25 protein-coding genes and 5 tRNA genes are annotated in these 24,913 nt (G+C 47.5%); 7 read left to right on the forward strand and 23 right to left on the reverse strand.

Annotated features, from left to right (window positions below; genetic code table 11):
• Positions 1-34: 34 nt before the first annotated feature.
• The 14 genes from V4210_RS03260 to V4210_RS03325 form a co-directional block, all read right to left on the reverse strand.
• Positions 35-775 carry a polyphenol oxidase family protein gene (locus V4210_RS03260; protein ID WP_338520611.1) on the reverse strand — a complete coding sequence of 247 codons (741 nt, stop codon included), beginning with the start codon at positions 773-775 and terminating at the stop codon, positions 35-37.
• Complete coding sequence (rsmA, locus tag V4210_RS03265; protein ID WP_338520612.1) at positions 772-1,560, reverse strand: 16S rRNA (adenine(1518)-N(6)/adenine(1519)-N(6))-dimethyltransferase RsmA; 789 nt, start codon at positions 1,558-1,560, stop codon at positions 772-774. The genes V4210_RS03260 and rsmA overlap by 4 nt, the downstream gene beginning before the upstream one ends.
• On the reverse strand, positions 1,561-2,262 hold the full coding sequence (locus V4210_RS03270) for a G5 domain-containing protein (RefSeq protein WP_338520613.1): 702 nt from the start codon (positions 2,260-2,262) through the stop codon (positions 1,561-1,563).
• A 24-nt stretch (positions 2,263-2,286) separates the two neighbouring features.
• Positions 2,287-3,465 (reverse strand): ubiquitin-like domain-containing protein, encoded by a 1,179-nt coding sequence (locus tag V4210_RS03275; protein WP_338520614.1) that lies wholly within the window; start codon positions 3,463-3,465, stop codon positions 2,287-2,289.
• Positions 3,466-3,523: 58 nt separating this feature from the next.
• Positions 3,524-5,629 (reverse strand): ATP-dependent helicase, encoded by a 2,106-nt coding sequence (locus V4210_RS03280; RefSeq protein WP_338520615.1) that lies wholly within the window; start codon positions 5,627-5,629, stop codon positions 3,524-3,526.
• Between the two features lie 4 nt (positions 5,630-5,633).
• Positions 5,634-7,199, reverse strand: a complete 1,566-nt coding sequence (locus V4210_RS03285; RefSeq protein ID WP_338520616.1) for a hypothetical protein — start codon at positions 7,197-7,199, stop codon at positions 5,634-5,636.
• Positions 7,196-7,969: a triose-phosphate isomerase gene (gene tpiA, locus V4210_RS03290; protein ID WP_338520617.1), complete on the reverse strand. Its 774-nt coding sequence runs from the start codon at positions 7,967-7,969 to the stop codon at positions 7,196-7,198. The genes V4210_RS03285 and tpiA overlap by 4 nt, the downstream gene beginning before the upstream one ends.
• 18 nt (positions 7,970-7,987) lie before the next feature.
• Positions 7,988-9,229 carry a phosphoglycerate kinase gene (locus V4210_RS03295; RefSeq protein WP_338520618.1) on the reverse strand — a complete coding sequence of 414 codons (1,242 nt, stop codon included), beginning with the start codon at positions 9,227-9,229 and terminating at the stop codon, positions 7,988-7,990.
• Between the two features lie 26 nt (positions 9,230-9,255).
• Positions 9,256-10,677, reverse strand: a complete 1,422-nt coding sequence (gene pyk / locus V4210_RS03300) for a pyruvate kinase (RefSeq protein ID WP_338520619.1) — start codon at positions 10,675-10,677, stop codon at positions 9,256-9,258.
• 165 nt (positions 10,678-10,842) lie between these two features.
• The gene (locus tag V4210_RS03305; protein WP_338520620.1) at positions 10,843-11,667 is read right to left on the reverse strand and encodes a hypothetical protein; all 825 of its coding nucleotides are present in this window, start codon (positions 11,665-11,667) and stop codon (positions 10,843-10,845) included.
• 140 nt (positions 11,668-11,807) lie between these two features.
• Positions 11,808-12,536 carry a hypothetical protein gene (locus V4210_RS03310; RefSeq protein ID WP_338520621.1) on the reverse strand — a complete coding sequence of 243 codons (729 nt, stop codon included), beginning with the start codon at positions 12,534-12,536 and terminating at the stop codon, positions 11,808-11,810.
• 177 nt (positions 12,537-12,713) lie between these two features.
• Positions 12,714-12,935, reverse strand: a complete 222-nt coding sequence (locus V4210_RS03315; protein WP_338520622.1) for a hypothetical protein — start codon at positions 12,933-12,935, stop codon at positions 12,714-12,716.
• A gap of 412 nt (positions 12,936-13,347) precedes the next feature.
• The gene (locus V4210_RS03320) at positions 13,348-14,109 is read right to left on the reverse strand and encodes a hypothetical protein (protein WP_338520623.1); all 762 of its coding nucleotides are present in this window, start codon (positions 14,107-14,109) and stop codon (positions 13,348-13,350) included.
• A 112-nt stretch (positions 14,110-14,221) separates the two neighbouring features.
• Positions 14,222-14,296, reverse strand: a tRNA-Glu gene (locus V4210_RS03325).
• A gap of 104 nt (positions 14,297-14,400) precedes the next feature.
• Here V4210_RS03325 and V4210_RS03330 point away from each other — a divergent pair.
• Complete coding sequence (locus V4210_RS03330; protein ID WP_338520624.1) at positions 14,401-14,613, forward strand: hypothetical protein; 213 nt, start codon at positions 14,401-14,403, stop codon at positions 14,611-14,613.
• 6 nt (positions 14,614-14,619) lie between these two features.
• Here the strand turns inward: V4210_RS03330 and V4210_RS03335 are convergent, their stop codons facing one another.
• A complete protein-coding gene (locus V4210_RS03335) occupies positions 14,620-15,912 on the reverse strand; it encodes a GAF domain-containing sensor histidine kinase (RefSeq protein ID WP_338520625.1) in 1,293 nt (430 codons plus the stop codon).
• Between the two features lie 59 nt (positions 15,913-15,971).
• On the opposite strand from V4210_RS03335, the gene V4210_RS03340 reads away from it, so the two are divergent.
• On the forward strand, positions 15,972-16,337 hold the full coding sequence (locus V4210_RS03340) for a response regulator transcription factor (protein WP_338520626.1): 366 nt from the start codon (positions 15,972-15,974) through the stop codon (positions 16,335-16,337).
• A 5-nt stretch (positions 16,338-16,342) separates the two neighbouring features.
• Here V4210_RS03340 and V4210_RS03345 read toward each other — a convergent pair whose 3' ends face one another.
• The gene (locus V4210_RS03345) at positions 16,343-17,152 is read right to left on the reverse strand and encodes a bifunctional 5,10-methylenetetrahydrofolate dehydrogenase/5,10-methenyltetrahydrofolate cyclohydrolase (RefSeq protein ID WP_338520627.1); all 810 of its coding nucleotides are present in this window, start codon (positions 17,150-17,152) and stop codon (positions 16,343-16,345) included.
• Positions 17,153-17,226: 74 nt separating this feature from the next.
• On the opposite strand from V4210_RS03345, the gene V4210_RS03350 reads away from it, so the two are divergent.
• A tRNA-His gene (locus V4210_RS03350) sits at positions 17,227-17,303 on the forward strand.
• Between the two features lie 42 nt (positions 17,304-17,345).
• Positions 17,346-17,422, forward strand: a tRNA-Lys gene (locus tag V4210_RS03355).
• Positions 17,423-17,457: 35 nt separating this feature from the next.
• Here V4210_RS03355 and V4210_RS03360 read toward each other — a convergent pair.
• Positions 17,458-17,880 carry a hypothetical protein gene (locus V4210_RS03360; protein ID WP_338520628.1) on the reverse strand — a complete coding sequence of 141 codons (423 nt, stop codon included), beginning with the start codon at positions 17,878-17,880 and terminating at the stop codon, positions 17,458-17,460.
• 20 nt (positions 17,881-17,900) lie between these two features.
• Positions 17,901-17,977 (reverse strand) — tRNA-Arg (locus V4210_RS03365).
• Positions 17,978-18,020: 43 nt separating this feature from the next.
• Here V4210_RS03365 and V4210_RS03370 point away from each other — a divergent pair.
• Positions 18,021-18,095, forward strand: a tRNA-Gly gene (locus tag V4210_RS03370).
• A 33-nt stretch (positions 18,096-18,128) separates the two neighbouring features.
• Complete coding sequence (locus V4210_RS03375) at positions 18,129-19,886, forward strand: glycogen/starch/alpha-glucan phosphorylase (RefSeq protein ID WP_338520629.1); 1,758 nt, start codon at positions 18,129-18,131, stop codon at positions 19,884-19,886.
• 4 nt (positions 19,887-19,890) lie between these two features.
• Here the strand turns inward: V4210_RS03375 and V4210_RS03380 are convergent, their stop codons facing one another.
• Positions 19,891-21,414, reverse strand: a complete 1,524-nt coding sequence (locus tag V4210_RS03380; RefSeq protein WP_338520630.1) for a helix-turn-helix domain-containing protein — start codon at positions 21,412-21,414, stop codon at positions 19,891-19,893.
• A gap of 53 nt (positions 21,415-21,467) precedes the next feature.
• On the opposite strand from V4210_RS03380, the gene glyA reads away from it, so the two are divergent.
• Positions 21,468-22,751, forward strand: coding sequence for a serine hydroxymethyltransferase (glyA, locus tag V4210_RS03385; protein ID WP_411912130.1), 1,284 nt, complete (start codon positions 21,468-21,470; stop codon positions 22,749-22,751).
• A gap of 62 nt (positions 22,752-22,813) precedes the next feature.
• Here the strand turns inward: glyA and V4210_RS03390 are convergent, their stop codons facing one another.
• The 4 genes from V4210_RS03390 to V4210_RS03405 all read right to left on the reverse strand — a co-directional run bounded on the left by V4210_RS03390 (position 22,814) and on the right by V4210_RS03405 (position 24,889).
• On the reverse strand, positions 22,814-23,242 hold the full coding sequence (locus V4210_RS03390; protein WP_338520632.1) for a type IV pilin protein: 429 nt from the start codon (positions 23,240-23,242) through the stop codon (positions 22,814-22,816).
• An 81-nt stretch (positions 23,243-23,323) separates the two neighbouring features.
• A complete protein-coding gene (locus tag V4210_RS03395) occupies positions 23,324-23,938 on the reverse strand; it encodes a PulJ/GspJ family protein (RefSeq protein WP_138079396.1) in 615 nt (204 codons plus the stop codon).
• A complete protein-coding gene (locus V4210_RS03400) occupies positions 23,925-24,299 on the reverse strand; it encodes a type IV pilus modification PilV family protein (RefSeq protein ID WP_338520633.1) in 375 nt (124 codons plus the stop codon). Before V4210_RS03400 ends, V4210_RS03395 begins: the two co-directional genes overlap by 14 nt.
• Positions 24,299-24,889, reverse strand: a complete 591-nt coding sequence (locus V4210_RS03405; RefSeq protein WP_338520634.1) for a type IV pilin protein — start codon at positions 24,887-24,889, stop codon at positions 24,299-24,301. The genes V4210_RS03400 and V4210_RS03405 overlap by 1 nt, the downstream gene beginning before the upstream one ends.
• Between the last annotated feature and the right edge of the window lie 24 nt (positions 24,890-24,913).

Consider the following 24,913-nt stretch of genomic DNA (forward strand, 5'->3'; position numbering starts at 1 on the left):
GAATAATTTTCACCGATATGCGTTTGCCGAAGGCTCACCCACGCATCATTGCTACCACCACAATTCGTCCCGCCGTATCGCCCGATGAGTGTGAAAAATAATTTGGATCATCTGCCGTGTCGATTGACGACATGACAATATTGTCAGCCGGAACGCCCACCTGGATGGCCAGCGAACGATTGAACCCTTGCATGTCTAGATATATTCCGTCAGCTGTTTGATGGTAGAAATTGCGCCAATTGATGTCATCTGCATGATTAAAATAATCCATACGATAATTTTTCTGCGTGATGCTTGGCGACATCCAAATTTGTAACTCTTTTGCCTGGCTGCCGCGCTCGACAAAATACCGAACTGCCCGAGACATTAACTGCGCAACCGTTGAATGTCGACCCAGGTGCGCCAACATCAGCGCCCGACGCTTTGGATCGTATATAACAGTGGCGATACAGTCCGCCACTGGTAAAAATAAACCGATGCCAACCGCTTCGGTATAGAGCGCGTCAGCAAAAATCCCCTCGTTGTTATGTCGGGTCGTGTCAGCTTCAGTAACTTCGGCGATGGTATCAAACGTCTGTGCTTGGTCATATGAAATCACGTGATAGACAACGTCGCCATAGGTAATATCAATCTGATCGCAAAACCGCCGCCGATTCTCCAGTACCTCAGTTACGTGGCGACCGCGAATACGATTGAGCATGGTACCGTCATCTTTCGACGAGACCGCAACCAATAGATCAGACGGAAAACACGTCGGCTGATCTGCCACAATCATCGCGCCCGCCATTCTTTGAGCAGCCGCCGCCAATCATCAATCGACAAATCTTCGGCACGAGCATCAGGTGAAATGTCAGACTTTTTTAGCAGCTGTTCGGCGCTAGCTTTACTGATGCCCAGTCCACCACTCAAGCTAGAGCGCAGTTTTTTACGTTTTGCGGAAAAACCAGCTTTGACAACACGGAAAAAATCTTTGTGGTCTTCAGGGGCGACTAGCGGTTCGGTGCGAGTTCTCAATACCACCACCTGCGAATCAACTTTTGGCGGTGGCGTAAAAAATTGCCGCGGTACTTCAATATCGAGTTCTGCCTCAGCAAATAGCTGCGCGCTAACCGCCAAAATACTCATCCTGCCAGGCTTCGCTGCGATACGCTCGGCGACTTCTTTTTGTACCAGCAGCACCGCCAAACTCGGTTTATTCTCCGCCGTCATCAACTTTTCAACAATTTTACTGGTGATATAATATGGCACATTGGCGACTACTTTATAGTCCTTCGGCAGCTGATTTAGATCAAATTGCAAAATATCTTCGTTAATCACGTCCAGGTTTTTACCAGGAAACTGCCCCGGCAATTTACGCGCCAAATCCGCGTCAAATTCTACCGCTACCACACGCTGAGCTCGTGCCAACAACCGGCTGGTCAAGGTGCCGAGCCCCGGCCCAATCTCCAAAACCACATCATCTTCACCAAGTTCGGCCGCCTCGGCAATCTCTGCCAATATTTCCGGATCTCGCAGCCAATGCTGGCCTAATTCTTTTTTCGGTCCGCGAGCTGACGCCATCTAACGCCCATCTCCGTTCGTCCAATCAGTCGCTAGGTCAAACCCATGCGGATGCCGAGCCGCAAAACCGCCAGTGTCATACACCTTGCCAGGACCCATGCTGGTTTCCACCACCGAACAGCGTGGATAATTACCATAATTTGCCGCTACTAAAATATAGCCATCTTTATCGACTTTGGCACCGTCGGCTCGCACCGTGTAGCCACCGCCACCGCACGCATTGATGACAACATTCATCGGCAGGTCATAGTAGGTTTCGCGGTGTGATATGCCGCGTGAGTCGGTAAACTGCTGGGCGCTTTTGGCTTTGGTCAAGGCATTCGGCAGCCTGGCACCAACAATCTCTATCTGTGCCACAGGCTGGTTGGTAATTTGTTCAGCAACTTTATTTTTCGCAACTTCCGTGCCGTCACCTTTTACCTTCACGCTATGCGTTACTTGCTTAGAACCGACAGCACCCGCCTGCTGTACCTGCTTAAAACCAACGGCGTGTGCGTAACTTTTTGCTGACTGTACCTCAAACTGAACTGGCTCTTCCGTGATGACGGTATATTCATGAATTGCTTCTCTTTCAGTAGCTTGGGCGAGTTTTCTCTGGACTGACGATGCCACCAGAACAATAGTCAACGCTGTTGCGGCCATTAGCCCTGTTATCGTCACTGCTACTTTTGGAGTTCTCAGTAAAAACCAATACCGCTTCATGTAATTCCTAAAGGCTACCTGATATTACCGGTAGATGTCTTGTAGACCCATTCTTACCTTACAGCTTGGCCATGGCTGCCAACCACGAGCTTTGTATGTCTGCCATGCTTTTTCGTCTTGCACTGATGGCGGCGCCTCAGAGGCTACCGAATAGCCACCAAAGCCTCCCCATGTGCGCTTGTCAAATTGATAGGCGCCATAATAGCCGTTTCCGGTGTTTGATGTATAACTTCCTTCACAGCTTCTCAACCGTGCCAAAGCCTCAGAAAAACTACCAGAAAAGGTGTTGGCACTCTTGGCGCCCACTATCTCAACTCGCTTCTTTGGCTCAACGGTCGTAACACTGGCGATGATACGGCGTGAAATTTCCTGCCCATTTCTCATCTCAATCTCATAGGTAACGTTCTTTTTACCTGGTGCACCAGCTTCCTTGACCTGCTTGAAGCCAGTTTCTCGGTTGGCATCTTTGACCTGTTCAACAGGGGCGGCAATCTCTTCTTCAACAGTAACCGTCTGCTTACCATTACGCCAAACACTCAAATGCATGCCAGCAGTGATGGGTGTTGACTCAGGAACGGACAAGCCATCATCTTTACCCAAAGTCACATTTTTCTCGCGTAATAGGTCCCCAACCGTGCGAGCCATCGTTCTCACCTCTGTAGTTTTACCATAAAGCGTCAATTGTAGTGGCGTAGCTCGGTAAATTTTCAAAATAACATCAGCGCCGTCTAGCAAAAAGTCACTTGGTGGTTCAATGGTTGTCTTATCTTCAGGGTAAATGGTCACACCTGCGGCTTGCGCTATCAATGGCGTGGTCTGCTGAGCGGTCACCACACGAACTCGATGTGTGCCGTCCGCTACTGTTACTGGCCGCGCACGATAGATATTAACGTTATATTTCGTGGACACCAACTGAGTGTCAAGGCTCGGTTCAACGACATCATGCTTTTCATCAACCGAAATATCGGCCGCTTTCAAGGCTTCTTTAACGGTCCCGACAGTAGTGACAATGGATCGTTCTTGACCCCGGTCATGAATCGTTACTACCTTTTCGCCATTTGGAGCAGCCGTATGTGACTCTTGGACCTGATCCCGAGCCAAAGCATTGTCAACAAGCTTCACGCTCGCAATTCCAAAGACAGCAATCGCTACGACTATCATCATTCGAGCTGTATTGTGGTGAATTTTCAGTCCAAATTTCATACTCATAGCGAAAAACGCTCTATTCATTATAGCAGAACTCGCTCATATTAGCAACCGACTAGCACTTTTCTAATCGAGCAAACTCAACATTCAACTTCTTGGTTTTGCCATTTTCAAAGGCCACTACTACCGCCAAACCATCAACTTCCATGATCTCACCAACACCAAATTGTGGACTGCGCACCCTGTCGCCAACATCCAGACCGATTTCATCACTGTAAAATTCAGGTTCGGGAACAAAGCTCGACGAAGCAGGCTTGTCCAATCCACCGCTCAAAATTCCCATCTCATCCAAAAAGCGTGACGGCAGGTTGTAGGCTATTTGTCCAAATTGCGTCCTGGAACTGGCGCAAGTGATAAATAATTCCTGGCGAGCACGAGTGATGCCGACATAACAAAGTCGCCGCTCTTCTTCGACGTCCTCAGCTTTACCGCCGTCGAACACGCGGGAGTGCGGTAATATCCCCTCTTCCAGGCCAGTCAGAAATACCACCGGAAACTCCAAACCTTTCGCGGCGTGCAACGTCATCAGGGTGATTTGCTCTTGTGCTTGATCATCGCTAGCAGACATCAGCGCCATCTCTTCCAAAAACGTCGGTACGTCAACATAGGCTTTAGCCTCAGCCACCAGGACGCCCAGGTTTTCCATTTTTTCTTCTGATTGCACGCTGCCATCATTGATGAAGGTGCCGTAGCCCGTCTGGTCAATAATTTTTTCAATCACGTCAGCTGGCGCCTCGTCAATCGACTTTTGCAAATCACTGAGCAGCATCCCCAACTCGTGCAGCGAATGCCTAGCACGTGGCGTTAGCCCATGTGCCTCATTGACCGCCAATAGCCCGTCAATGACAGTCGCCCCTTGCTCATCATTCCACGCCAAAAATTTAGCCACACTCACCGCGCCAATACCTCGTTTTGGCACATTAACGATGCGTGAAAAACTCATCCTATCACTTGGCTGATAGAGTAGCCGCAAATACGCCAAAACATCTTTGACGACCGCTCGATCCAAAAATCGCAATCCGCCCACAATTTTGTACGGCAAATAGTTTTGGCGCAGCGCCCGCTCAATTGCGTAACTTTGGGCATTGGTCCGATACAACACAGCGATGTCATCTGGTGAGCGTCCGATACTCAATTGACGACGAATCTCATTGGCAATCACCTGAGCTTCTTCGGCTTCAGAGTACAGCTGCCACAGCTGCGGCTCCGCACCATCGCCACTGTTGGTCCATAGATTTTTGTCAGTCCGATTGACGTTATGCTGGATGAGGTTATTTGCCAGATGTAAAATTGAGCCAGTCGAACGATAATTTTGTTCCAGTTTGATGACTACCGCCCCAGGAAAATCCCGTTCAAAATTGAGGATATTGGTATAGTCAGCGCCACGAAAACTATAGATCGATTGCGCGTCATCACCAACCACTGACAGATTGCGCTCTGGTCCGACCAATAATTTAATCAACGTGTACTGCACCGTGTTGGTGTCTTGATACTCGTCGATCAGGATGTGCTGAAATTGCTGCTGCCATTTTTGGCGAATGTCAGGATGCGTCTTGAACAATCCAACAACCTTCAGTAGCAAATCATCAAAATCAAGCGCTGCTGCCTGGCGAAGCGCCTTCTCATACGCCTGAAATAGCGCGGCAATGCGCTGCTGCACAGGGCTTGACGCTGATGCCGCATACGCCTCCGGATCTATCATGTCATTTTTAGCGTGAGAGATGGCGGACAATACCGAACGCGGCTTGATGTCACGGTCGGTCATATTGTGCGTTTTCATAATTTGCTTGATCAAGCTCAATTGGTCATCTGTGTCATAAATCACAAATCGCTTATCCAGCCCCAAAGCCATCCCATCCATGCGCAATATACGCACACAGATACTATGAAATGTTCCCATCCACGGCATAAATCGCCGGTCGTCTGGATTTTCGTGCAACAACACGGCTAGTCGCTGCCTCATCTCTTTGGCAGCCTTGTTCGTAAACGTCACTGCCAAAATACGGCTTGGCCAAACATTCTTCTGCGACACCAGGTACGCTATGCGGTGCGTCAATGTCTTCGTTTTGCCACTACCAGCACCAGCCAAAATCAACAATGGCCCAGATTCATGCTCAACTGCCCGGAGTTGCTCTGGATTCAGTTCCGTCAATATATCCATTGTACTATTGTACCAGCAAGAAGTAATATGCGGCAGCTCCGCCACCCGCACCCAGCAGCAACAAGATCAAAATGATGATAAAGCTCATCACTCCAGATGGTTTCTTCTCTTCAATAGGCTGTGGTTGAGCTGCAGCCGCTTCAAACATTGGAGCAGGCTCTGGTGTTGATGACTCCGCTGGCTCATTTGCGTTCATTGCCACTGCTGCCTGTTGATTAAATACTGGTGTTGGCTGAGAAGCACTCTCACTGTCTCCATCCGCCGCAGGCTGACCATTCTCTACATTATCCTCTTCAGGCATGTCCGTCTCAGCAGTGCTAGGTTCATTGGTCAATGAGTCTAGCTCAGCAACCGTAGCGGCCACTTCTGGTGTTTGCTCTTCTTTAGAGGCGTCAGCATCGCCGTCAGCCAATTCGCTCTTAATCCCCATCTCCAGAGCCATGAGCTCTCGATCGAGGTCAGAATTCATGCCAACTGACTCTTCAGCTGCTACCTCTGAGCTTGGCTCAAGGCTCAGCCGTGGCTTACCACCAAGGTCATTTTTCTCTGGCGCTGGACGCGCATCATCCGTCGCTTCAGTACCCATCAAGTCTGGGCTGACCATGGAGACTTCGCTATTCTCATCAGAAGTATTACCGGCACCATATGAGCCCAATGGACGCTTTTCGATGGTCGCACTAGCGTTATTCACAAACGGCGAAGCTAATGATGACGTTGCTGATTGCTCTGACGGTGCTTCAGTAAAGCTCGACGTATCCGCTGGCTGCTCAGTTGATGACAATGATTGAGAAATAGTATTCGCTAACTCTGTGGTGTCTAAGGTCGGCGCTGCTGCCTCAGTTGGCGTGTTGCTTGATACTGACTCGTGACCGCCAGACATATCCATGCGTGGTGCCCGCACTGGGTTAACCATTGGATCAGCCACCACTGTGTTGGTACGAGCTGCTGCCGATGCTGGACGCGTGCTCATAGCAGCTGCACTCATTGACGATGGCGCTACCACGTCCATGACACGACCAGTGTGCCGTGGAGTGACTGGTGGAACAAACACTGGTTTCTCCGTCTTGTCTTCAGCTTCGGGCGCTGGGGTTTCATCAACAGCCTGATCTGTCACAGCTGCCTCTGATGGCTCCGACTGAGCTAGCTCTTCTACGACAGACTCTGGCTGGGTGTTGGTAGCTTCAGGACTGTGAGTAGCTTCTGATTCAGGTGTGATCTCAGGCTTCACTTCAGGCACAACCTCAGGCCTTGCCTCAGGCGCAATGAAAACGTGGCCAGATATTGACGCTGGCGCCGTCGGTTCTTCAGCTGGCGCTAGCTCTTTAGGCTCATTACTCTCAGATATAGGCTTAATCTCAGTTTTCTCGACCTCAGCCATAGGAGCAGTCTCAGCCGTCTGGCTGTCAGCTACCGAAGCTGTTTCAGGTTTTTTATCATCAGCCACGGAAGCTATTTCGGTCTTTTTGTCATCAGCCGCTGGACTATCTGAAGCACGGTCGCTGTCCTGCTGGCGCTGATTCATCAGTGAATTCACCGCCCTGTCCAGTTCCTCAAAGTCAATATCTGTCATTTCCCCTCCCGATTGCTGTTATGTGCTTTTTCTATAATATCGATAAATTGATAGGCGTCCAAACTAGCACCACCGATCAACAAACCATCGATTCCATCAATACGCAAATAATCACTTGCCTTTTCAACCGTTATGCTACCGCCGTACAAGATTCTCACCTCAGTTGCAGCTTTTTTGCCAAATAGCTGCTGAATTTGACGACGAATCGTTCTAATGGCTCGTCGCACGTCAGCTGGATTAGCACTTTCTCCGGTACCAATTGCCCAAACTGGCTCATAGGCGATCACGATGCGGTCAAACTCATCAGCTGTCACATTCGCCAAACCGCTCAGCAGCTGATCGTGCAGCGCATCAGCTGTCTCACCAAGGGTTTTTTCTTGTAGCGTTTCGCCAATACACAGGATTGGTTGCAAATGATTACGCAGCGCGGCTTGAACTTTCAATCTGATGTCGCGGTCACGCTCCTGGAAAACATAGCGCCGCTCCGAATGTCCAACAATGACATAATCAACCAGCCCGCGCAGATGAGCCGCTGGCACTTCGCCAGTATAATTACCATAGTCACGCCAGTAACAATTCTGAGCCGCCAGTTTGATGAGTCGGCGATTTACTTGTAGACTCAGGCTCTGAAGCGTCAAAATCGTTGGCGCGACTACCGTTTCTACATCACGATGCGACGAAATCATCTTCATCAACTTATGCAGATAAAGACTTGCTTCTTGCATAGCTAGGTGCATTTTCCAGTTGCCAACGATTAACTTCTTGCCCATATATTCCCCTTATGCTTTTTAGTGTACCATTCCAAGCCCATATGCGTCTAGTAAACTCTCGATTCCTGGCAGTTTTTTTCCAGCCATCAACGCCAAACTAGCCCCACCACCTGTGGAAACATGACTAAACGCTGCGCCGTCATGACCATCCCATTTCAGTACAAAATCAGCCGTATCACCACCGCCGACTACTGAAAGCGCTTGCTTGTTTTGGGCAATCGCTAAGCTGAGACGAGCAGAGCCAATGGCAAAAGTCGATTTCTCAGCCAAACCAACTGGACCATTCCAGATGATCGTTCCCGCGTGTGCTAGCACTGCAGTATAGCGTTCAATGGTTTGCATACCTATGTCGAGCGCCATGTCAGTGGCGCCAACATGCGTCACGCTAACTTCACGCCGCTCTTGACTATCAGGATGTTCAGCCACCGCAACATCAGTTGGCAGCAACAGAAATTCATCCACATGTTCACGACCAACTTTTTGCTCCACCGCTTGATAAATCTGATGGATGACATCGTGCTGACCTGGCTCAACGCGGCTCTTACCCAGACTCAATCCTTTATATTCCAAAAAGGTATTTGCCATGGCACCGCCGATCAAGATCTGATCAGCCTTGTTGATAAACTCATAAATCATACCAATTTTGTCAGAAACTTTGGCACCGCCGACGATGGCGACTAGCGGCCGCTTGGGACTAAGCATGGCGCGAGTAATGGCGTCATATTCAGCACGAACCAAATCACCCGCCACCCCAGGAATGTACATGGTAATTTCATGTGTACTGGCGTGTTTTCGGTGCACCACTGCAAAGCCGTCTTGCACAAAATAATCAGCTTGGCTGGCCCGAGCAATTGAGCGCGCAAACTGCGTGTCGTCAGCTTCTTCTTCAGGATAAAATCGCAAATTTTCCAACAAGATGATTGCGCCAGAAGATCGCCGCACTGTTTGACGAACTTTATCACCCACACAATCATCAACAAATTTCACTGGATACTGCAGCAACTCTGACAAGCGCACAGCGACTGGTGCTAAACTATATTTTTCGTCTCGACCTTGTGGACGACCCAAGTGACTGATCAGCACAATTTTACAATGCTGCGACAACAGATATTTCAAGGTGGGCAAACTGGCACGAATTCGTAAATCATCAGAAATCTCGCCATTTTCAAGCAATGGCACATTGTAGTCAACGCGCACCAACACTGTTTTATGGCGCAAGTCAACGTCATGAATAGTCTGTTTGAAAAATCGTTTACCCACCCTTTGATATCCTATGTACTAATTGGTTACTCCAATGTCAAAACGCGTATTGTATCAGTTTTGCCAGCACCAGGACGGTGGCCATTGACCAATACCAATGTTGCTACGCCGTCACCAAAGTAGCCTTCATTTTTCAAATCACGTGCCAACTCAATGCCATGACAGCTCTCTGGTGGACGCATGTATACACGAGTGGCGTAGTTCAGCGCCAACTTCTGAGCTGTTTTGCAGTTGTCCGTCAAGCTGATGATCGGCATATTTGGACGAAATGCGCCAATATTGACCGCTGTGGCGCCCGTGTCGGTCTCTGCCACGATAGCATCTGCGTTGAGGTCGCGCGCCAAACGAGCAGCCGTGTAGCTGATGACGGCGTCATTTTTCTGGCGAGACTCGCTCTTCGCCACTGGCATGACGTCACTGTGTTCCTGAGTGTAGAGAATGGTTTTTCGCATTGACTCAACCGCTTCAATTGGGTATTTACCATTGGCGGTCTCATCAGACAACATCACCACGTCAGCGCCCTGAATGACAGCGTTCGCCACGTCGCTTACTTCAGCACGGCTTGGCTCAGGATTGTCAACCATACTACCCATCATCTGAGTTGCCACGATCACCATCTTACCGTGCTTACGACACAACGTGATAACCCGGCGCTGCACAACTGGCACAATCTCAGCACCGGCTTCCACCGCCAAGTCTCCTCGCGCCACCATGACACCATCGCTCAACTGCACGATTTTTTCCAGGTTTTCTGGAGAGATGGCAGATTTTGTCTCAATCTTGGCGATGATCTGCGCCTCAGAACCAAACGTCAGCAAACGCTGCCGCAAATCAACAATGTCAGATGCTGACTGCACAAAGCTCAAAGAAACATAATCAAAGTCTCGGCTAGCCCCCCACTCAATATCCTCTAGGTCTTTCTGGGTCAAAATATCACCGCCAAAATCAGTGTCAGGCAAATTCAAACCTTTTCGGCTCATCAAAAAGCCGTCATTCTGAATCTCAACCTTGATGGCAGTTTCGCTGACGATCTCACGAACGATTGAACGAATTTTACCGTCAAACATGTACAGCGGCTCGCCAACTTTCATCTTACTGGCCAAGTTGTACTGCACTGGAAGATTGAAACTTCCGTCATGCTCAGCAATTTCCGAATCCAGCACCAACATATCACCAGTCTTCACTTCCAACATGTTGTCTTTCAGAATACCCAAACGAATCTTTGGACCCTGTAAGTCTTGCAAAATTGCAACTGGCTTGTCTTGCTCACGGCTGGCGGTACGAATCCACTCAATCTGCTGCGTGCGCTCTTCGTAGCTACCGTGGCTAAAGTTTAGGCGAAAGCCATTGGCGCCAGCGGCCATCAGCTCCGATACTTTTTCCTGGCTCATGGTTGCAGGACCAATTGTTGCCAAAATCTTGGTACGTTTAAAAATAGGTTTACTCATTTTTAAAATTATATCACGAAATAACAGTGATGGAAAATGGTTGTGTTATCTGAGGTCTGATATCATTTAGTCAAGCTTTTATGTTGTCGTCCAGAGTTAATCCAGCATCAGATTCTTTAAAGTCAACATAAGCTAATGCTGACAAACTTAAGTACTCAATGGTTTTTACCATCTATCGCCCTCCTCTACTGGCATATTTTTTGACGTATCAATACAACCTTTTATCTCATTAATTGATGACAACTTATCTCTATTACAATATTCTCTTGAAATAAGCTTGCCATTCTTCGATAAGTATATATTTACAGATATATCTTTAGGGCTCACTCCCACGTTTTTCGCATGCTCCATCATCTCGTGTATGCCACTAGCAAAACGACTCTCGTCTTTAATGTCACCATCATACTTAAAATTTAATCCATAAGCTAAATTGCCACGCTGCCCGACTTTATTTTCAGCCAAAAACACCTCCTCAAAAGTTGGTTTTTTCAGAGTGAAAGTACGCTCTACGTCTGGATCTATTACGCCTAGTCTAACTTTGACATCAACGGGCATGTCTTTAAATATTTCTCTAACTTTGGGTTGAATTTTGGCAGTTTGTTCTTTTTGCCAAGTTCTTACTACATAGTCGTCGCTGTACTTCGTCTGGTTATCCACCCGAGAAATATGTATCTTTATACTTTTATCTGATTTAGGGTAGGCGTTCGCAGACCATACGCAAGAGATACCAAAAGCACCGCCATCGCAACTAGGTTTTTCTACATCAAAATCTTGATTGTATTTGTTTTTTAGATAGCTAGTTATATTAGCCTGCTCGGTCGTATCACTAACCGAACGTTTATTAATTTCTCTATCTACTATAATTCCACCTACGATATACACTACCGTCATTATCACAACTATCGACGACAGAATAATTAAAATAACTCGCCGGGCTTTTTTATTATTTATGCGTGATTTGTTAGTCCTTTTGCTTTTACTCTTCGCCATACAATACAGCCTCTTATTGCTTAGTTATTTATGATTTTATTTAAACATAGGCATGATACAACATGCTAGTGGTCTTATCTGTAAAAGCAACTCTGAGGTTGGTAATTGCTTTGAAATTAGTATCAGATATTCTAGAGTGTTTAATCTCCCATCTTAACAATGCACGACTCTATATCGTCTTTACTGCCCAATTTATTTTTATTAAAAAATATTTCGCATCTTATTTTAGAGTTATTGTTCCTGTTTACGTCTACATCTACACTATACACACCCTCTTCTCTTAGTTTCTCTACAATCTTAAATATGTAAGAAGCCTTTTTGCTGTCGTTCGGAGCGTCTATTATTAATCTATACAGGAAGCCTTTGTCCTTGGTTTTATTGTCTTCATATTTAGATTGTTTATTCACAGAATCTACCAAATCTTCAGATAAGACAATTTCTGCCCGTGCACTATCTGCTTTATAGCCATTGCTATTAGCGTTAACTTCTTTGACAATAGATTCTAACTCCCTGCTGGCTTGGACTGACCAGATGGCGGCGATGTATTGGTCGCTACAGTCAGAGGGGTTCAAATAGCTGCAATCGATGTCAAATTTTAGTTTTGGGTTTGACACTAGGTATGCTTGCGACATCCATATACCGTTGACCCCAAAACCTCCGTGTTTATACTCGGGTCTTTCGACCTTAAAGTCTTCTTTATATTTATTGTTCAGATACTCAGACATCCCATTCTGGGCATTAGATATTTTATTTTCATTTTTGATATGTAAGACAATCGCTATGGCAACAATCAATATAACCAGGCTACAGAGGGCTATCAATAATTTGTATACTTTATGCTTCTTTGTCTTACTGACTTTCTTTGCCATCACCCCCTCCGGTTACTTTATAGATTATTTATTATTTTAGTTTAAGCACGACCCATACACAAGAGAGCGCTGCTATACAATCCTAGGTTATAGGCTGTGAAGTTTCACCTTCCAGGAGCAGATAGGGTTAGCCCCTTTCTTAAAGGCAGAGAGCTAAATATCTGATGAATCAAAACCTCAGAGGCTATTCAGCTGATTAATAGATCCGACTACTGAGGCAATACCCCATACTGTCCCATTCATATAAATTATTTCTTGATAGGCCTCAGGATCTCCTAAGTCGTAGCCACAATGCTGTAGTTCATATTTACCGTCGTATATCTTTCTGCCACATAAGTCTGGTTTGCCGATAAGCTCCTCGACCGTATCCCTATCCATGCCGATCTGGACGTCGCTCATCTTCTTATAGAACTCGTCCTTAGTTGACCAAGGCCTACTGTTAGTATCGGAGCTAGCATTAGTATCAGAGACAGTATTAGGGCGAGGAGTGTGCTGCTGTAGATATAGGATTGTTACGACTCCAGCGGTAAAGCATATAGCTACGTAAACTAGCACAATAGCCACAAGCTTAATTAACTTTTTATCTTTATAAGGATAACCGTTGTTTACCATAAGCTTATTCTATTACGTTATGCTGGACAGTTCAATCTACTTGAATATCTAGAAATAGTTGGAAGCTCACCAGGTTTTTTATTTACGCGCGTTTTTTCGTTCTTTTGCTTTTACTCTTCGCCGTGTAATACATATCTCAGGCTTTTGATGTCTTTACACGGTAAGGTACTCAGCGCTAAATATTGTTCTGGTGTTAAACTCATGTTGCTACAACCTCCCATCTCTTAAACATATTAACTATAGTGCTCTTATCCAAAGTCTTTAGTTTTTCAAGCGAGATAATTAAACCATGCTTTTCACGGCCATATTCTGCTGACTTATACGTAATGGTGGTATCTGTTTTTGCAGGCAGTTCACTAGTGAGTAGAAGTAGCTTATTAACCGCTGCCATTTTTTCTTGAGTAGATAGATCTCTATTACGCAACTCAGATATGATAATATCGTACGGTATTTGCTTACCGTATCGATCGGCCGCATCATTAAATAAAGGTACTTTGCCACTAATGCTAATGTCTCTCGTCTGTACACTCATTGAAGACTGAATGTCAATCTCATACTGCACTCTCTCGCCAAACACCTTATTAATTACGGGCTGAAGTCGTTTACGCTCCTCACTAGTCCACACGGCACCGGCATAACCATCGCTAACACCTGACGATGATGACATGACGGTAAAGCGAATGGTTTTATCATCTTTTGGATATGCAATAGCATCAAAATGCCCCTCAACCGCAAGACCACCGCCCTTATGTTCTGGCTTTTCGACCACAAATTCTTGCCTATACTTATTTTGCAGATATTCCTTCATTTCAGCCTGAGCATTAGCGACATCAAGCTGGAATTTAATATAAAAACCGCCGACAATCATTGCTACCAAGATTAGCGGCGTGGCGAATAGTAGTAATACTTTGCGTGGTTTGACTGCATTAGTCTTGCTCAATTTGGATTGTTTCTTAGACATAGGTAAGCTTCCCTATATACTGTTTATACTCACTTTCATTGTAACCTAACTACAAGCAATATACAACGAAAATATAGGCAGCCAAAGCTACCTATTTTTGATAATTCCTCTGTGGTGACCTTACCGGGAATCGAACCCGGATTGCCAGGATGAAAACCTGGTGTCCTAACCGTTAGACGATAAGGCCAACGTCACGAATTATAGCAAATTACCAGTCAGTTGTCTACAGGCGGCTGGCGCAATTTTCCGCTTCATTTCTCATTTGGCGTCGTTTCTTATATAATAATATCCATGGCAAAGCAAAAGAAGAAACGCAACAAAAAGTACACTGGCGTGGATGCCGCCACCAAACGGCCATCAATCACTCGCGTTAGTGCAGTCAACCGCTCACGGTTTGGGCAGTGGCGTCATGATCACCAACGACAACTCAGCATTGCGCGTACTGTCGCCATCATCATCGTTGCGCTCATCATCATTGTTTCGGGCGTCATGAGCTTATTCTGACGCCATCTACTTCACCGGCAGACGAAACCCAAAGGTACTGCCTTTACTCTCTTTTGATTCAAATACCATCTGACCGCCGTGCGCCAGGACAACCTTGCGCGCCAAAAACAGCCCGATTCCCGTACCGTCTGGGCGTTTTTTGCGAGCGTTTGAGCCACGGAAAAACTTACTGAACAAATTTGCTTTCTCCGCGTCAGGAACGCCGATACCAGTGTCTTTGACGGTAAACACCACATCGTCATCATCTCTGGTCAGTTTTACTTTGATGGTCGTGTCGGGTTTTGAGTAGTACAGTGCATTTTCAATCATATTCATCATCACCTGTCGCAATTTTTCACCATCCACCATGGGCTGCGGGATGTCTTTGTCGATGTCCACTGCTATTTTGACATGTCGCTGTTTGGACATGGTTTTTAGGAATGCAGCCTCGTCCTTGACTAGTTGCACCAAGTCAGTCGCTTGACGGTTGATGACGAATTTGCCCGTTTGCAGCCTGGATACACTCAAAAAGTCACCAATGAGCTGCACCATTCTTTCACTTGAGCCAAAAGCTTCGGTCAATACAGTGCGCTGCGTCGCGTTGATCGGCCCCAAGTCACCCTCTAACATCATATCCAAATAACCCTTGATGCTGGTCAGCGGGGTTCGCAGCTGGTGTGATGCCATAGAGATGAATTCGTCTTTGGCAGCGTCCAGTCGCTGCAGTTGGCGGTTGCTAATCCTGAGTTCCCTCGTTGCATCGATGATTTTCTGTTGCAACGTTTCGTTAAGCTGCCGTACTTCAGCCATGGCAAGTGAGTTTTTGACTGCCACCACCAATTCACCACTCATGGTTTCCAGGAGGGAAATATCTCGCCGCGTGTAGCGCTTGGCTCGCCTACCAAACAACACACAGCCAACACATTCGTGGTCCATGGCTAGCGGCAGGATGACTTCAATGTGGTACATCACCAAACTTTGCTGCAATGATTCATCCGCCAAATCTTTGACGAGCACCACTTCGTTGTAGCGATAATGCCGATGAATATGCTTTGTCAATCGTGCCACGTCAATCGCCGGAAGGACTCGTTTGCTGGTACTTTCTAGCCTGAACGTATCACCAATTTTCACTGCCAGTGTCACGGATTCTGCCTGAAATGACCGCCGCAAAAAGCATTTCATGCGCTTCAAAAATACGTCCAAATCAGTACTGCGTAGTAACAGCATGCCCATCTCAGCAAAAAATTCTTGCTTGCGCATGCGACTGGTTTTCAAAACATGAGTCGCTTTTTTCAGAGATTGCCCATAGTCCCTATCCATGCATATAAATATAAGCGATTTAGGCCTTCTCGTCCAGATATCTATGCTATAATGAGCCTATGAAGAAAATTGCCATTATCGAAGACGATCCAGCTATTAGCCAGATGTACCGCATGAAATTTGAGGCTGATGATTTTGATGTACGACTCGCAGCCGATGGCAAAGTGGGCGTCGAATTAGTTGAGAAATTTACCCCAGATATCATTTTGCTTGATTTACAAATGCCAGAAATGGACGGATTGACTGCCTTGAGAAAAATTCGTTCGCACACGTGGGGTGAAACTGTGCCAGTCATCGTCCTAACTAACCTGAGCGAAGAAGAAGCGCCCGATGAACTGCGAGATCTCAACATTCACAGTTACATCGTCAAAGCGAACTTGACACCACGCCAAGTGGTCAGCAAAGTCAAAGACGTTATCGGCTAGGCTGGCTAATTCTGTTTTTGCTGATTGGCAATCGCCAGGCAAGCATTGATCAAATTATCAAACAGCGCCGCCACCGTTAGCGGTCCAACGCCGCCTTTTTCGGGCGTAATCGACACGTCCTGCCGGTCACGCACTTCTTTGGCAACATCGCCAACTATTTTACCCTTGTCAGACGCAGTGCCGGCATCTACCACGATAGCACCAGGTTGCACCATGTCAGACGAAATAATACCGGGGCTACCCGTGGCGGTGACGATTACCTCAAAATCCACTAACTCTGCCAGATCATCCCCCATGTCGAAGACGACTGGTTCTAAACCAGACCGACGCCACATATCTACCAGTGGTGCGCCCACCAGTCGACCATGTCCAACCACAGCGATGCGCTTGTTTGACAGATCAATACCGTGGCCCGACAATAGCCAATTGATGGCCGTTGGCGTCGCCGCCTCAAACGACGAACGAGGATTCAGTCCATCAACGTCTTTTTCTGGCGCGACCGCAGCCAATATTTCGTCCGTCTGAGTTGGATCTTTCAACGGCAATTGGACGATGATCCCTTGCACATCTTCTCGCGCATTCAGCTGCTGAACCGTCTCCAACACATCTTCCACGTGGTGAATTTCTGTATCAATCAAAATATCCGCACCATAGTTACGCTTCAAGCGCATATACGTTTCAATCACTGGATTGTCAGTATTGGTGACAATTGCCAGACGCGGCTGAATATGCCAGGCTTGACGTAGTGCCCGGACTTGCTTGGCTTGACGCTCTTTGATAAAGCTTGCCAAATCTGTACCAGTGAGTATTTTCATCTTTATCATTCTACCAAATGAGTCTGCTTGAGTACAGGTATCAGCTATGGTATAATGCTAGAAGCTTGCGTATGGCGGATGTAGCTCAGTTGGTTAGAGCGCTGGATTGTGGCTCCGGAGGCCGTGGGTTCGACCCCCATCATTCGCCCCAAGCATTGATTTGTGACATAATATGTGCTAAAATCACACGTATGGGCCAGTAGCTCAGCTGGTTAGAGCACCTGCCTCTTAAGCAGGGTGTCGAGGGTTCGAGCCCCTCCTGGCCCTCCAAAATAACCTCACACGCGTGTGAGGATTTTATTTTGCTATGCATATGGGTTATACCGACGGGAAGGCGGTTCGTGAAATGATGACCTTGGTCTGTTGAGTCCCATCGGGCGAGCATTGGTGTTTGAAGATTGCCGATTCGGCCTATCTGTTTCAGCCTTGGCAGTATGCGGTTTTCTGTTTGAAAGACTCTGCTCTGCCGACTGCTTGGATTTATGATCATACCCCGAAGCTACAACCCCCAATTCCATGCCAAAGCGACGCACATGCCCATGGCAGCTAGCCATGGCAGAGCTTTGATAATTATTGATGTATTGGCGATCTGAATTTGCCCGATGTTTTCTGTTGATGCTTCGTCCCGTATGTCCGTACGCCGTAAAACCGTCAATCGACCCTCGTCGAGGATCAGATAGTCTCATCATCAGTTCTCGAGACATGCGTGGTTTTCGACTCGCATCCATATTTGATACTCGTAATCCTATGGCGCCCCGAGTAGGATTCGAACCTACGACCTTAGGCTTAGAAGTCCTCTGCTCTATCCAGCTGAGCTATCAGGGCGTATTCACATTATAGCATCTTTCTGCTACAATGATACAAGCTTGCGGGTGTAGTACAGCGGTTAGTATGCAAGTTTTCCAAACTTGAGATCGGAGTTCGATTCTCCGCACCCGCACCAAAGTTACGATAATTCCCATCCATAAAGGGCATCATGGATCCATATTTTTACACAGAGAAACCAAAATACCGACCACACGACATCGAAGATGCCTCTGAATTTTATGACATCATTGAGCGCAGTAGTCTGACTCATCAACTGTCTGACTCCAGGCCGTACATCTACTGGACGATGGAAATTTACGACAAAGCCAATGGCATCAAAGGTGGCGGCGGTTTGGGCGTGCTGGCAGCAGACACACGGCGGGTGGCCGAAAAATTAGACGTGCCGTTTGTGGTAGTCACGCCATTTTACCGCAGCGAATCACACCAAAAAATTACCAACCTCGAGCAGGAAGAATTTTCAGAAACTGTCTCACCACAAGACTATGGTTTTGAGTACATTGACGACGTGTCCGTCAGCTCACGCGGTTTTCCTGACGCCAGTTTGAGCATCTTCAAAAAGGCACTTGGTTCGACGCAGTTTGTCACCATCTCAGAGCCAAACTTTGGACAATTGTACGAAGGTGAAGGCTCGGGCGATCACCGACTCTACCAAGAAGTGGCCCTCGGGTTTGGCGGCTATAAAGCCCTGAAACTGCTCGGCATCAAGCCGGCCGTCATCCAGCTCAACGAAACCGCAACCATTTTTGCAGCATTGGCTCGACTGGACGAACTATGTGCCAACGGCATGAACCTGTACGAAGCAATCGTTTACGTACGCAAACACACACTCTATACCAACCACACGCTGCTCCAAGCGGCTGAACCAGAATTTCACCGCTCACAATTTGAAAAATTAGTGCTGCCAAATCTCAAAAGCAACGCCGTGCGCTGCTGGCTGATGGAACAATTTCGTAATGATCGCTTGCGGCCAAACTTGTTGGCAATTGAGCTAACCGAAGCCAAAAATGGTGTCAGCAAACTGCACGCCCGAGTGGCAAATTTCCGCGACCGCAACAACGACAAAGTCAAATTCCACGCCATCACCAACGGCATCGACCTGGAAACATGGGTGCTACCGGAAATCATGCAACTCTATAGCGAGAGCGGGATTATCGATAAGTTTGGGCTGCCAACAGATAATTTCCATGCCAAAATTGATACGTTAACTGCGTCAGACCTCCGCGCCATGCACCGCGCTGGTCGCGCCGCTTTAAACCGTGTGCTAGAGCACCGCAAAGATCAATACAACCATCCTGTGCAAATACCAGAAAATGCACTGTTGTTTGATTTCAAACGACGCTTTGCGAACTATAAGCGGCCGTACATGCCGTTCACCAACCCTAAAGCGCTAAGGCAAATTTTGGTTGATTATAACGCGCACTACATTTTGGCGGGAAAAGTCCACCAAGGCGACACTGTGATGTATCAACGGCTGCTTGAAATTTTACAATTGGTAGACGCTGACCCGATCTTAAAAGAGCGCGTTCACTACATCCAAGATTATGACGAGGAGCTGGGCCGGGCGCTGGCAGTTGGTTCAAACATCGCTATCAACGTACCAGAAGTTGGCTGGGAGGCTTGCGGTACCTCATGGGAAAAAGATATTGCCAATCTCAAATTGCTCATTTCCACCAGCGATGGCGGCGTGGCAGATATCAAGCCAATAGCCTGCCTGGAAGTTAGTGGCAAAAACTACGACGAAGAAGTTCGTTCACTGTATCTCAATATACACAAAGCCGCACGCATCATGCAAAATGATTCACTGCTGGAAAAACTAACTCATCGCCAGCTCAAAGCGTACCTGCCGATCATCTCTGGCGCACGCATGATGAAAGATTATCTCCACTTTTTGTTCCCAAAGCGGTGAGATGTTATTCGTTGATGACTTCAACTTGCGCACCCAAGCGATTCAGGCGCTGAGCCAGATCTTCGTAACCACGGTTGATGGAGTACACGTCGCGCAAGGTTGATTGGCCTGGTGCTGCCAACATCGCCAAAAAGACGACAACACTTGGTCGAAGTGCCGGTGGCGCGATGACGTCGGCTGGTTTCCAATTGGTCGGACCGCTGATATACACTCGGTGTGGATCGACCAGCTCAATTTGTGCATTCAGTTTGCTTAGTTCGGTAAAATAAATTGCTCGATTTTCATAACTCCAGTCATGCACCAAGGTCCTACCTTCAGCCATGGTAGCGATGAGCCCTAAGAACGGTAAATTATCCATATTAATCCCCGGAAACGGCAGCGCGTGAATCTTGTCCTTTGGCGCAACCAGCTTGGAGTGTTTCAGCGCGATGTCCACCAAACGAGTACGGCCATTGTCGGCTGGGTATTCCTCGCTCAACTCGTACCGCAAGCCCATTTCAGCCAAGGTTGCTAGCTCAATTTCCAAAAATTCAATTGGCGCTCGGCGCACTATGATCTCCGAATCAGTCACCACGGCTGCCGCGATGAAGCTCATAGCCTCAATCGGGTCTTCAGACGGTGCGTATTCAACAGGTTGGTTGATCGATTTTTTACCGGTGATGGTCAACGTAGTAGTGCCGATGCCTTCTATCTTCACGCCTAATTTTTCCAAGTAGAAACAAACGTCCTGCACCATGTAGTTTGGGCTGGCGTTGCGGATGATGGTCTTGGTTGGTGACAGTGCCGCTGCCATGATGAGGTTTTCAGTCACCGTGTCACCACGTTCAGTCAGAACAATAGTGTGATCACCTGTCGTGGCATCAACTGTCGCGTGATAGCTGTCTGGTTCCGCCTCTACGTGCATCCCAAAGTGCTTCAGGCCTGACAAGTGCGGTTCTACGGTGCGCTTACCGAGATTACAGCCACCAGCAAATGGCAAACGAAAGTCATGATATTGATGCAGCAGTGGACCGAGAAACATTAGTACAGTGCGGGTGCGCTTGGCAGCTGCGATATCCATGTCTTCTAGCCTCAGCCGAGCTGGCGGCGTGATTTCCAAGTCATTACCTGCTAGCCACCGTGTTTTGACACCGATGGAATTAAGCACTTCGATGATGCGGTTGACCTCTTCGATGCGCGACACCCGCCTCAGTGTCGTTTTACCTTTGTTGAGTAAACTGGCGCACAGCAAAGCCACTGCGGCATTTTTACTTGTTTTGACGTCGATACTACCAGATAGTTTGTGTCCACCCGAGACACGGAAATTAATCTTGCCGGTTTTGTTAAGCAACATAATATTATGGCTCAATACCTCCGAGATGCGCGACAACATTTCAAGACTCAAGTTTTGTTTACCGCTTTCAATACGATTGATTGCACTCTGAGACGTTCCCAAAGCATCGGCTAATTGGGCCTGTGTCAGATTTTTTCGTTGACGATTTTCCGCAATGAGCGTACCGATCTTTTGGATGTATCGATCTGTATTCATGCCGGCAGTATATCACAAATGATATAATAGTACAAATGGTATAATGAGGTCATATAGGAGAAATTGACATGAAAGATCAAGCAATTGAACGACTCATCACTGCGGAAATTGAGCGACAGCAAGCAGGGCTAGAGCTCATCCCCAGCGAAAACTACGTTTCACCAGACGTGCTCAAGGCGCTCGGCAGCGTATTTACCAACAAATATTCTGAGGGTTATCCTGGCCGACGATACTATGGCGGGCAGCATAACACCGATCAAATTGAGCAGTTGGCGATTGACCGTGCCAAGCAATTATTCGGCGCTGATCATGCCAATGTCCAGCCGCACTCTGGCGCCCAAGCCAACGAGGCCGTATATTATGCGTGGTGTGAGCCAGGCGACACCATCCTGGCGATGGATTTGGCGCACGGCGGACACCTGACGCATGGCGCACCAGTCACCCGCTCGGCCCGTGAGTATAATTTCGTCCGCTATGGTATCAAGGATGTCGAAACTGGCGAAATTGACTATGAAGAAATTCGCCGTTTGGCGCTAGAATATCGGCCAAAGATCATCTTGGCAGGCTTTTCGGCTTATCCGCGGGAGCTAGATTACGCCAAGTTTACCGAGATTGGCAACGAAGTTGGCGCTATGTTGATGGCGGATATGAGCCACATCGCTGGATTAATTGTCGGCGGCGTAGCTAAAAATCCGTTTGACTATGGCTTTCACGTTATCACCACTACCACACACAAAACCCTGCGCGGTCCGCGCGGTGGTTTGATCTTGTCAAAAGGCGTCGTTGGCAATCCGTTGAAGCGACCAGAAAAAACTTTGGAAAACCTGCCAACGCTCATCGACCGGGCAGTCTTCCCTGGCACTCAAGGTGGTCCGCATATGCATACCATCGCTGCCAAAGCGGTGGCTTTTGGTGAGGCACTGCGTCCAGAGTTTGCAGCGTACGCCCAGCAAATCGTAAAGAATGCGGCCGTGCTGGCAGATGAGCTGAAACGCGGCGGCTTGAAATTGGTAACAGGTGGCACCAGTAACCACTTGGTGCTGGCAGATGTTTATGGCAGCTTCGGCATTGACGGTAAAACCGCTCAGGAGCGACTGGAGGCCAGCGGCATCACCGCCAACGCCAATGCCATCCCGAATGACACCCTGCCGCCTTTCCGTCCAAGTGGTTTACGGCTTGGCACACCAGCAGTGACAACACGCGGCATGACAGAGGCGGAGATTAAGCAGATTGCTGAGCTGATTATTGCAGCAATTCAGACCGATGACCCGAATGTCCATGCTGAACTCAAACAAAAAACTGGGTCTTTAGCGAAGAGTTTTCCGCTTCCTTACTAGAATCTCAATATACATTAAAAATCCCGGTGATCCCGGGATTTTTAATGACTGCATACGTCAGACTAACATTTACCAGTAGTAATGCTCTTTACACCAGCAGGATCGTTGTTACCAGCAACTTGCTTGTAGTACTCAACTTTGACACCAGAAGGTTTACCACCGTCCTGACATACCGTGTACTTGTATTTGTCGTGGTCAGTGTTTGGGTCAGCTGTTGCACTAACCTTGGTTGTATCAGCAGCTGCACCGCTTAGTTTGACAGTCTCAAATGTGAGAAGGTCTGAGTGTGCAGGCCACGCGTCTTTCTCTGAGTTGTAAGATGCTGCTGCGTTGACGAGGTTGCGTGCGTTTGATTGACGTTCGTCGTCACGTGCTTTTTGTGTCACACCGTTGTAGGCAACGATTGAGATTGCTGCCAAAATCGCGATAACAACGATCACGATCAAGAGCTCAACAAGTGTGAAACCTTTAGTTTTGTTTGAAGAAATCATTTCTGATTTGCCCCCTATTTTTGGTTAAGTTATTAACAATTTTGATTGTATCAGAGCGGTTTTAAAAACACAAGCATTTTATCATTGTGCGTTGAGTGACCTGGCATACATGATGCCAGTGTAGCTGATTTCACTACCTGCAACTTGGCGTTTAGCGGTCAATTTAATCCTGACAGCGCTCGGTTCAGAACTGGAAATATTGATATAATCAATCTGTAAATCAGTTGCAGAATTTGACGACATCACGGTTTCTGTCTTTGGACGCTGCCAGGTATTTGGCGACGTTTGGCACGCATTCATGGAAACTTTTCTCATGAGCTTTGAGCCGGAGACTGAATACTCCAGGTTGTATGACAAGGCTTCTTCGAGAAGTAGCCCAGCGCTCGCCACTGAACAATCCTTTTTAACCAGCCGCCGGTCGGTTGCTAGCGGGTTTTTATTGGTGACAAAATTATTGGTACTTAGCGCAAATGATGAATCAGGATTGATAACCAGACTAGTGCGCACATCTTCTTCCATACGGTCCAGTACAGCCTGCACTTCGTTTTGTAGCTGAGAACGAGCAGTCGTGCGCATGGACTCCGTCGTCAAACTGATGACGATGCCGACGATACCCGCCAAAATGATGATCACCAGTGGCGATATCACCAACATCTCCACCAGCGTAAACCCGCGCTGATACTTACTGTGAGACATAGACCGCATGAGAAACTTCCTTTGCTGGATTGTCATACTTGGCAGTGGCCGTCACGCGCATCACGCCAACGTTTGGCTGAACACGGCAACGCTTGAGCGTGATATTTACCGTTCCGAGCAGCGCATTGTTACGAGTGATGGTCTGTTCAGGGTGAGATGAACCAAAACAGAGTTGCGATATCTCTTGATAGGTGCCTTCAGACCGCAGCACTTCGTACGCCAAAGTGCTAGCCTCCGATAATTTGCGGGCATCGCTACCGCGAAACACTACCACCTGGTACAGCTGGTAGCCACTGATGATAAAAAGTGATGCAACAAACAATGTAATCATCAGCTCAACAACCGTAAAACCTTTTTTCATCACCGGCTTTTCTCCACTATTTTCCACTCAAGGGGCTGCCCCTCGAGATGATACATGATGATATAGCCCTGACATTCGTCAGTCAAGGTGATACAGCGGTTGCCTGAACGGTTGATAGCAAAATACGCGTACGCACCGTTGGCGTAACCTGATGGTTTATGAGTATTGTAGTCGCTCGTATACGACATCAGCATTGAACGATTTAGTGGGGTCGAGTGTGATCCATACTGCAAAACACCAGCGGAGACAAACTTCTCTCCTGGCAGCGGACCCTTCTTTGCAGCATCTGGTAGTTCGGAAAATATTTGATCGAAAAGTGCGTCAGTCATGGCGCTACCGCCCGCACCATTGACCGCATGCGCTGGATAGCTACCAGCAGATTTGATGATATTGTTTGACGAGTCGCGCAGTTCGCGAGGATATAATGATTCTAGATAATTTTGAATGGTCGTGATATCACCCTCACGCGTTTTGTCACGAGTTGAAACTTGATATGACCGAAAACTAACGGTACCGATGGCTAGTAAAATAGCCATGATAGCCATCACGATAATCACTTCCACAACCGTGAAACCAGTTCGTCGACTCATAGTATAAGCATAACCAGAAATGGT

It is taken from the genome of Candidatus Nanosynbacter featherlites, from assembly GCF_037013405.1.
Lineage (GTDB): Bacteria > Patescibacteriota > Saccharimonadia > Saccharimonadales > Saccharimonadaceae > Nanosynbacter > Nanosynbacter featherlites_B.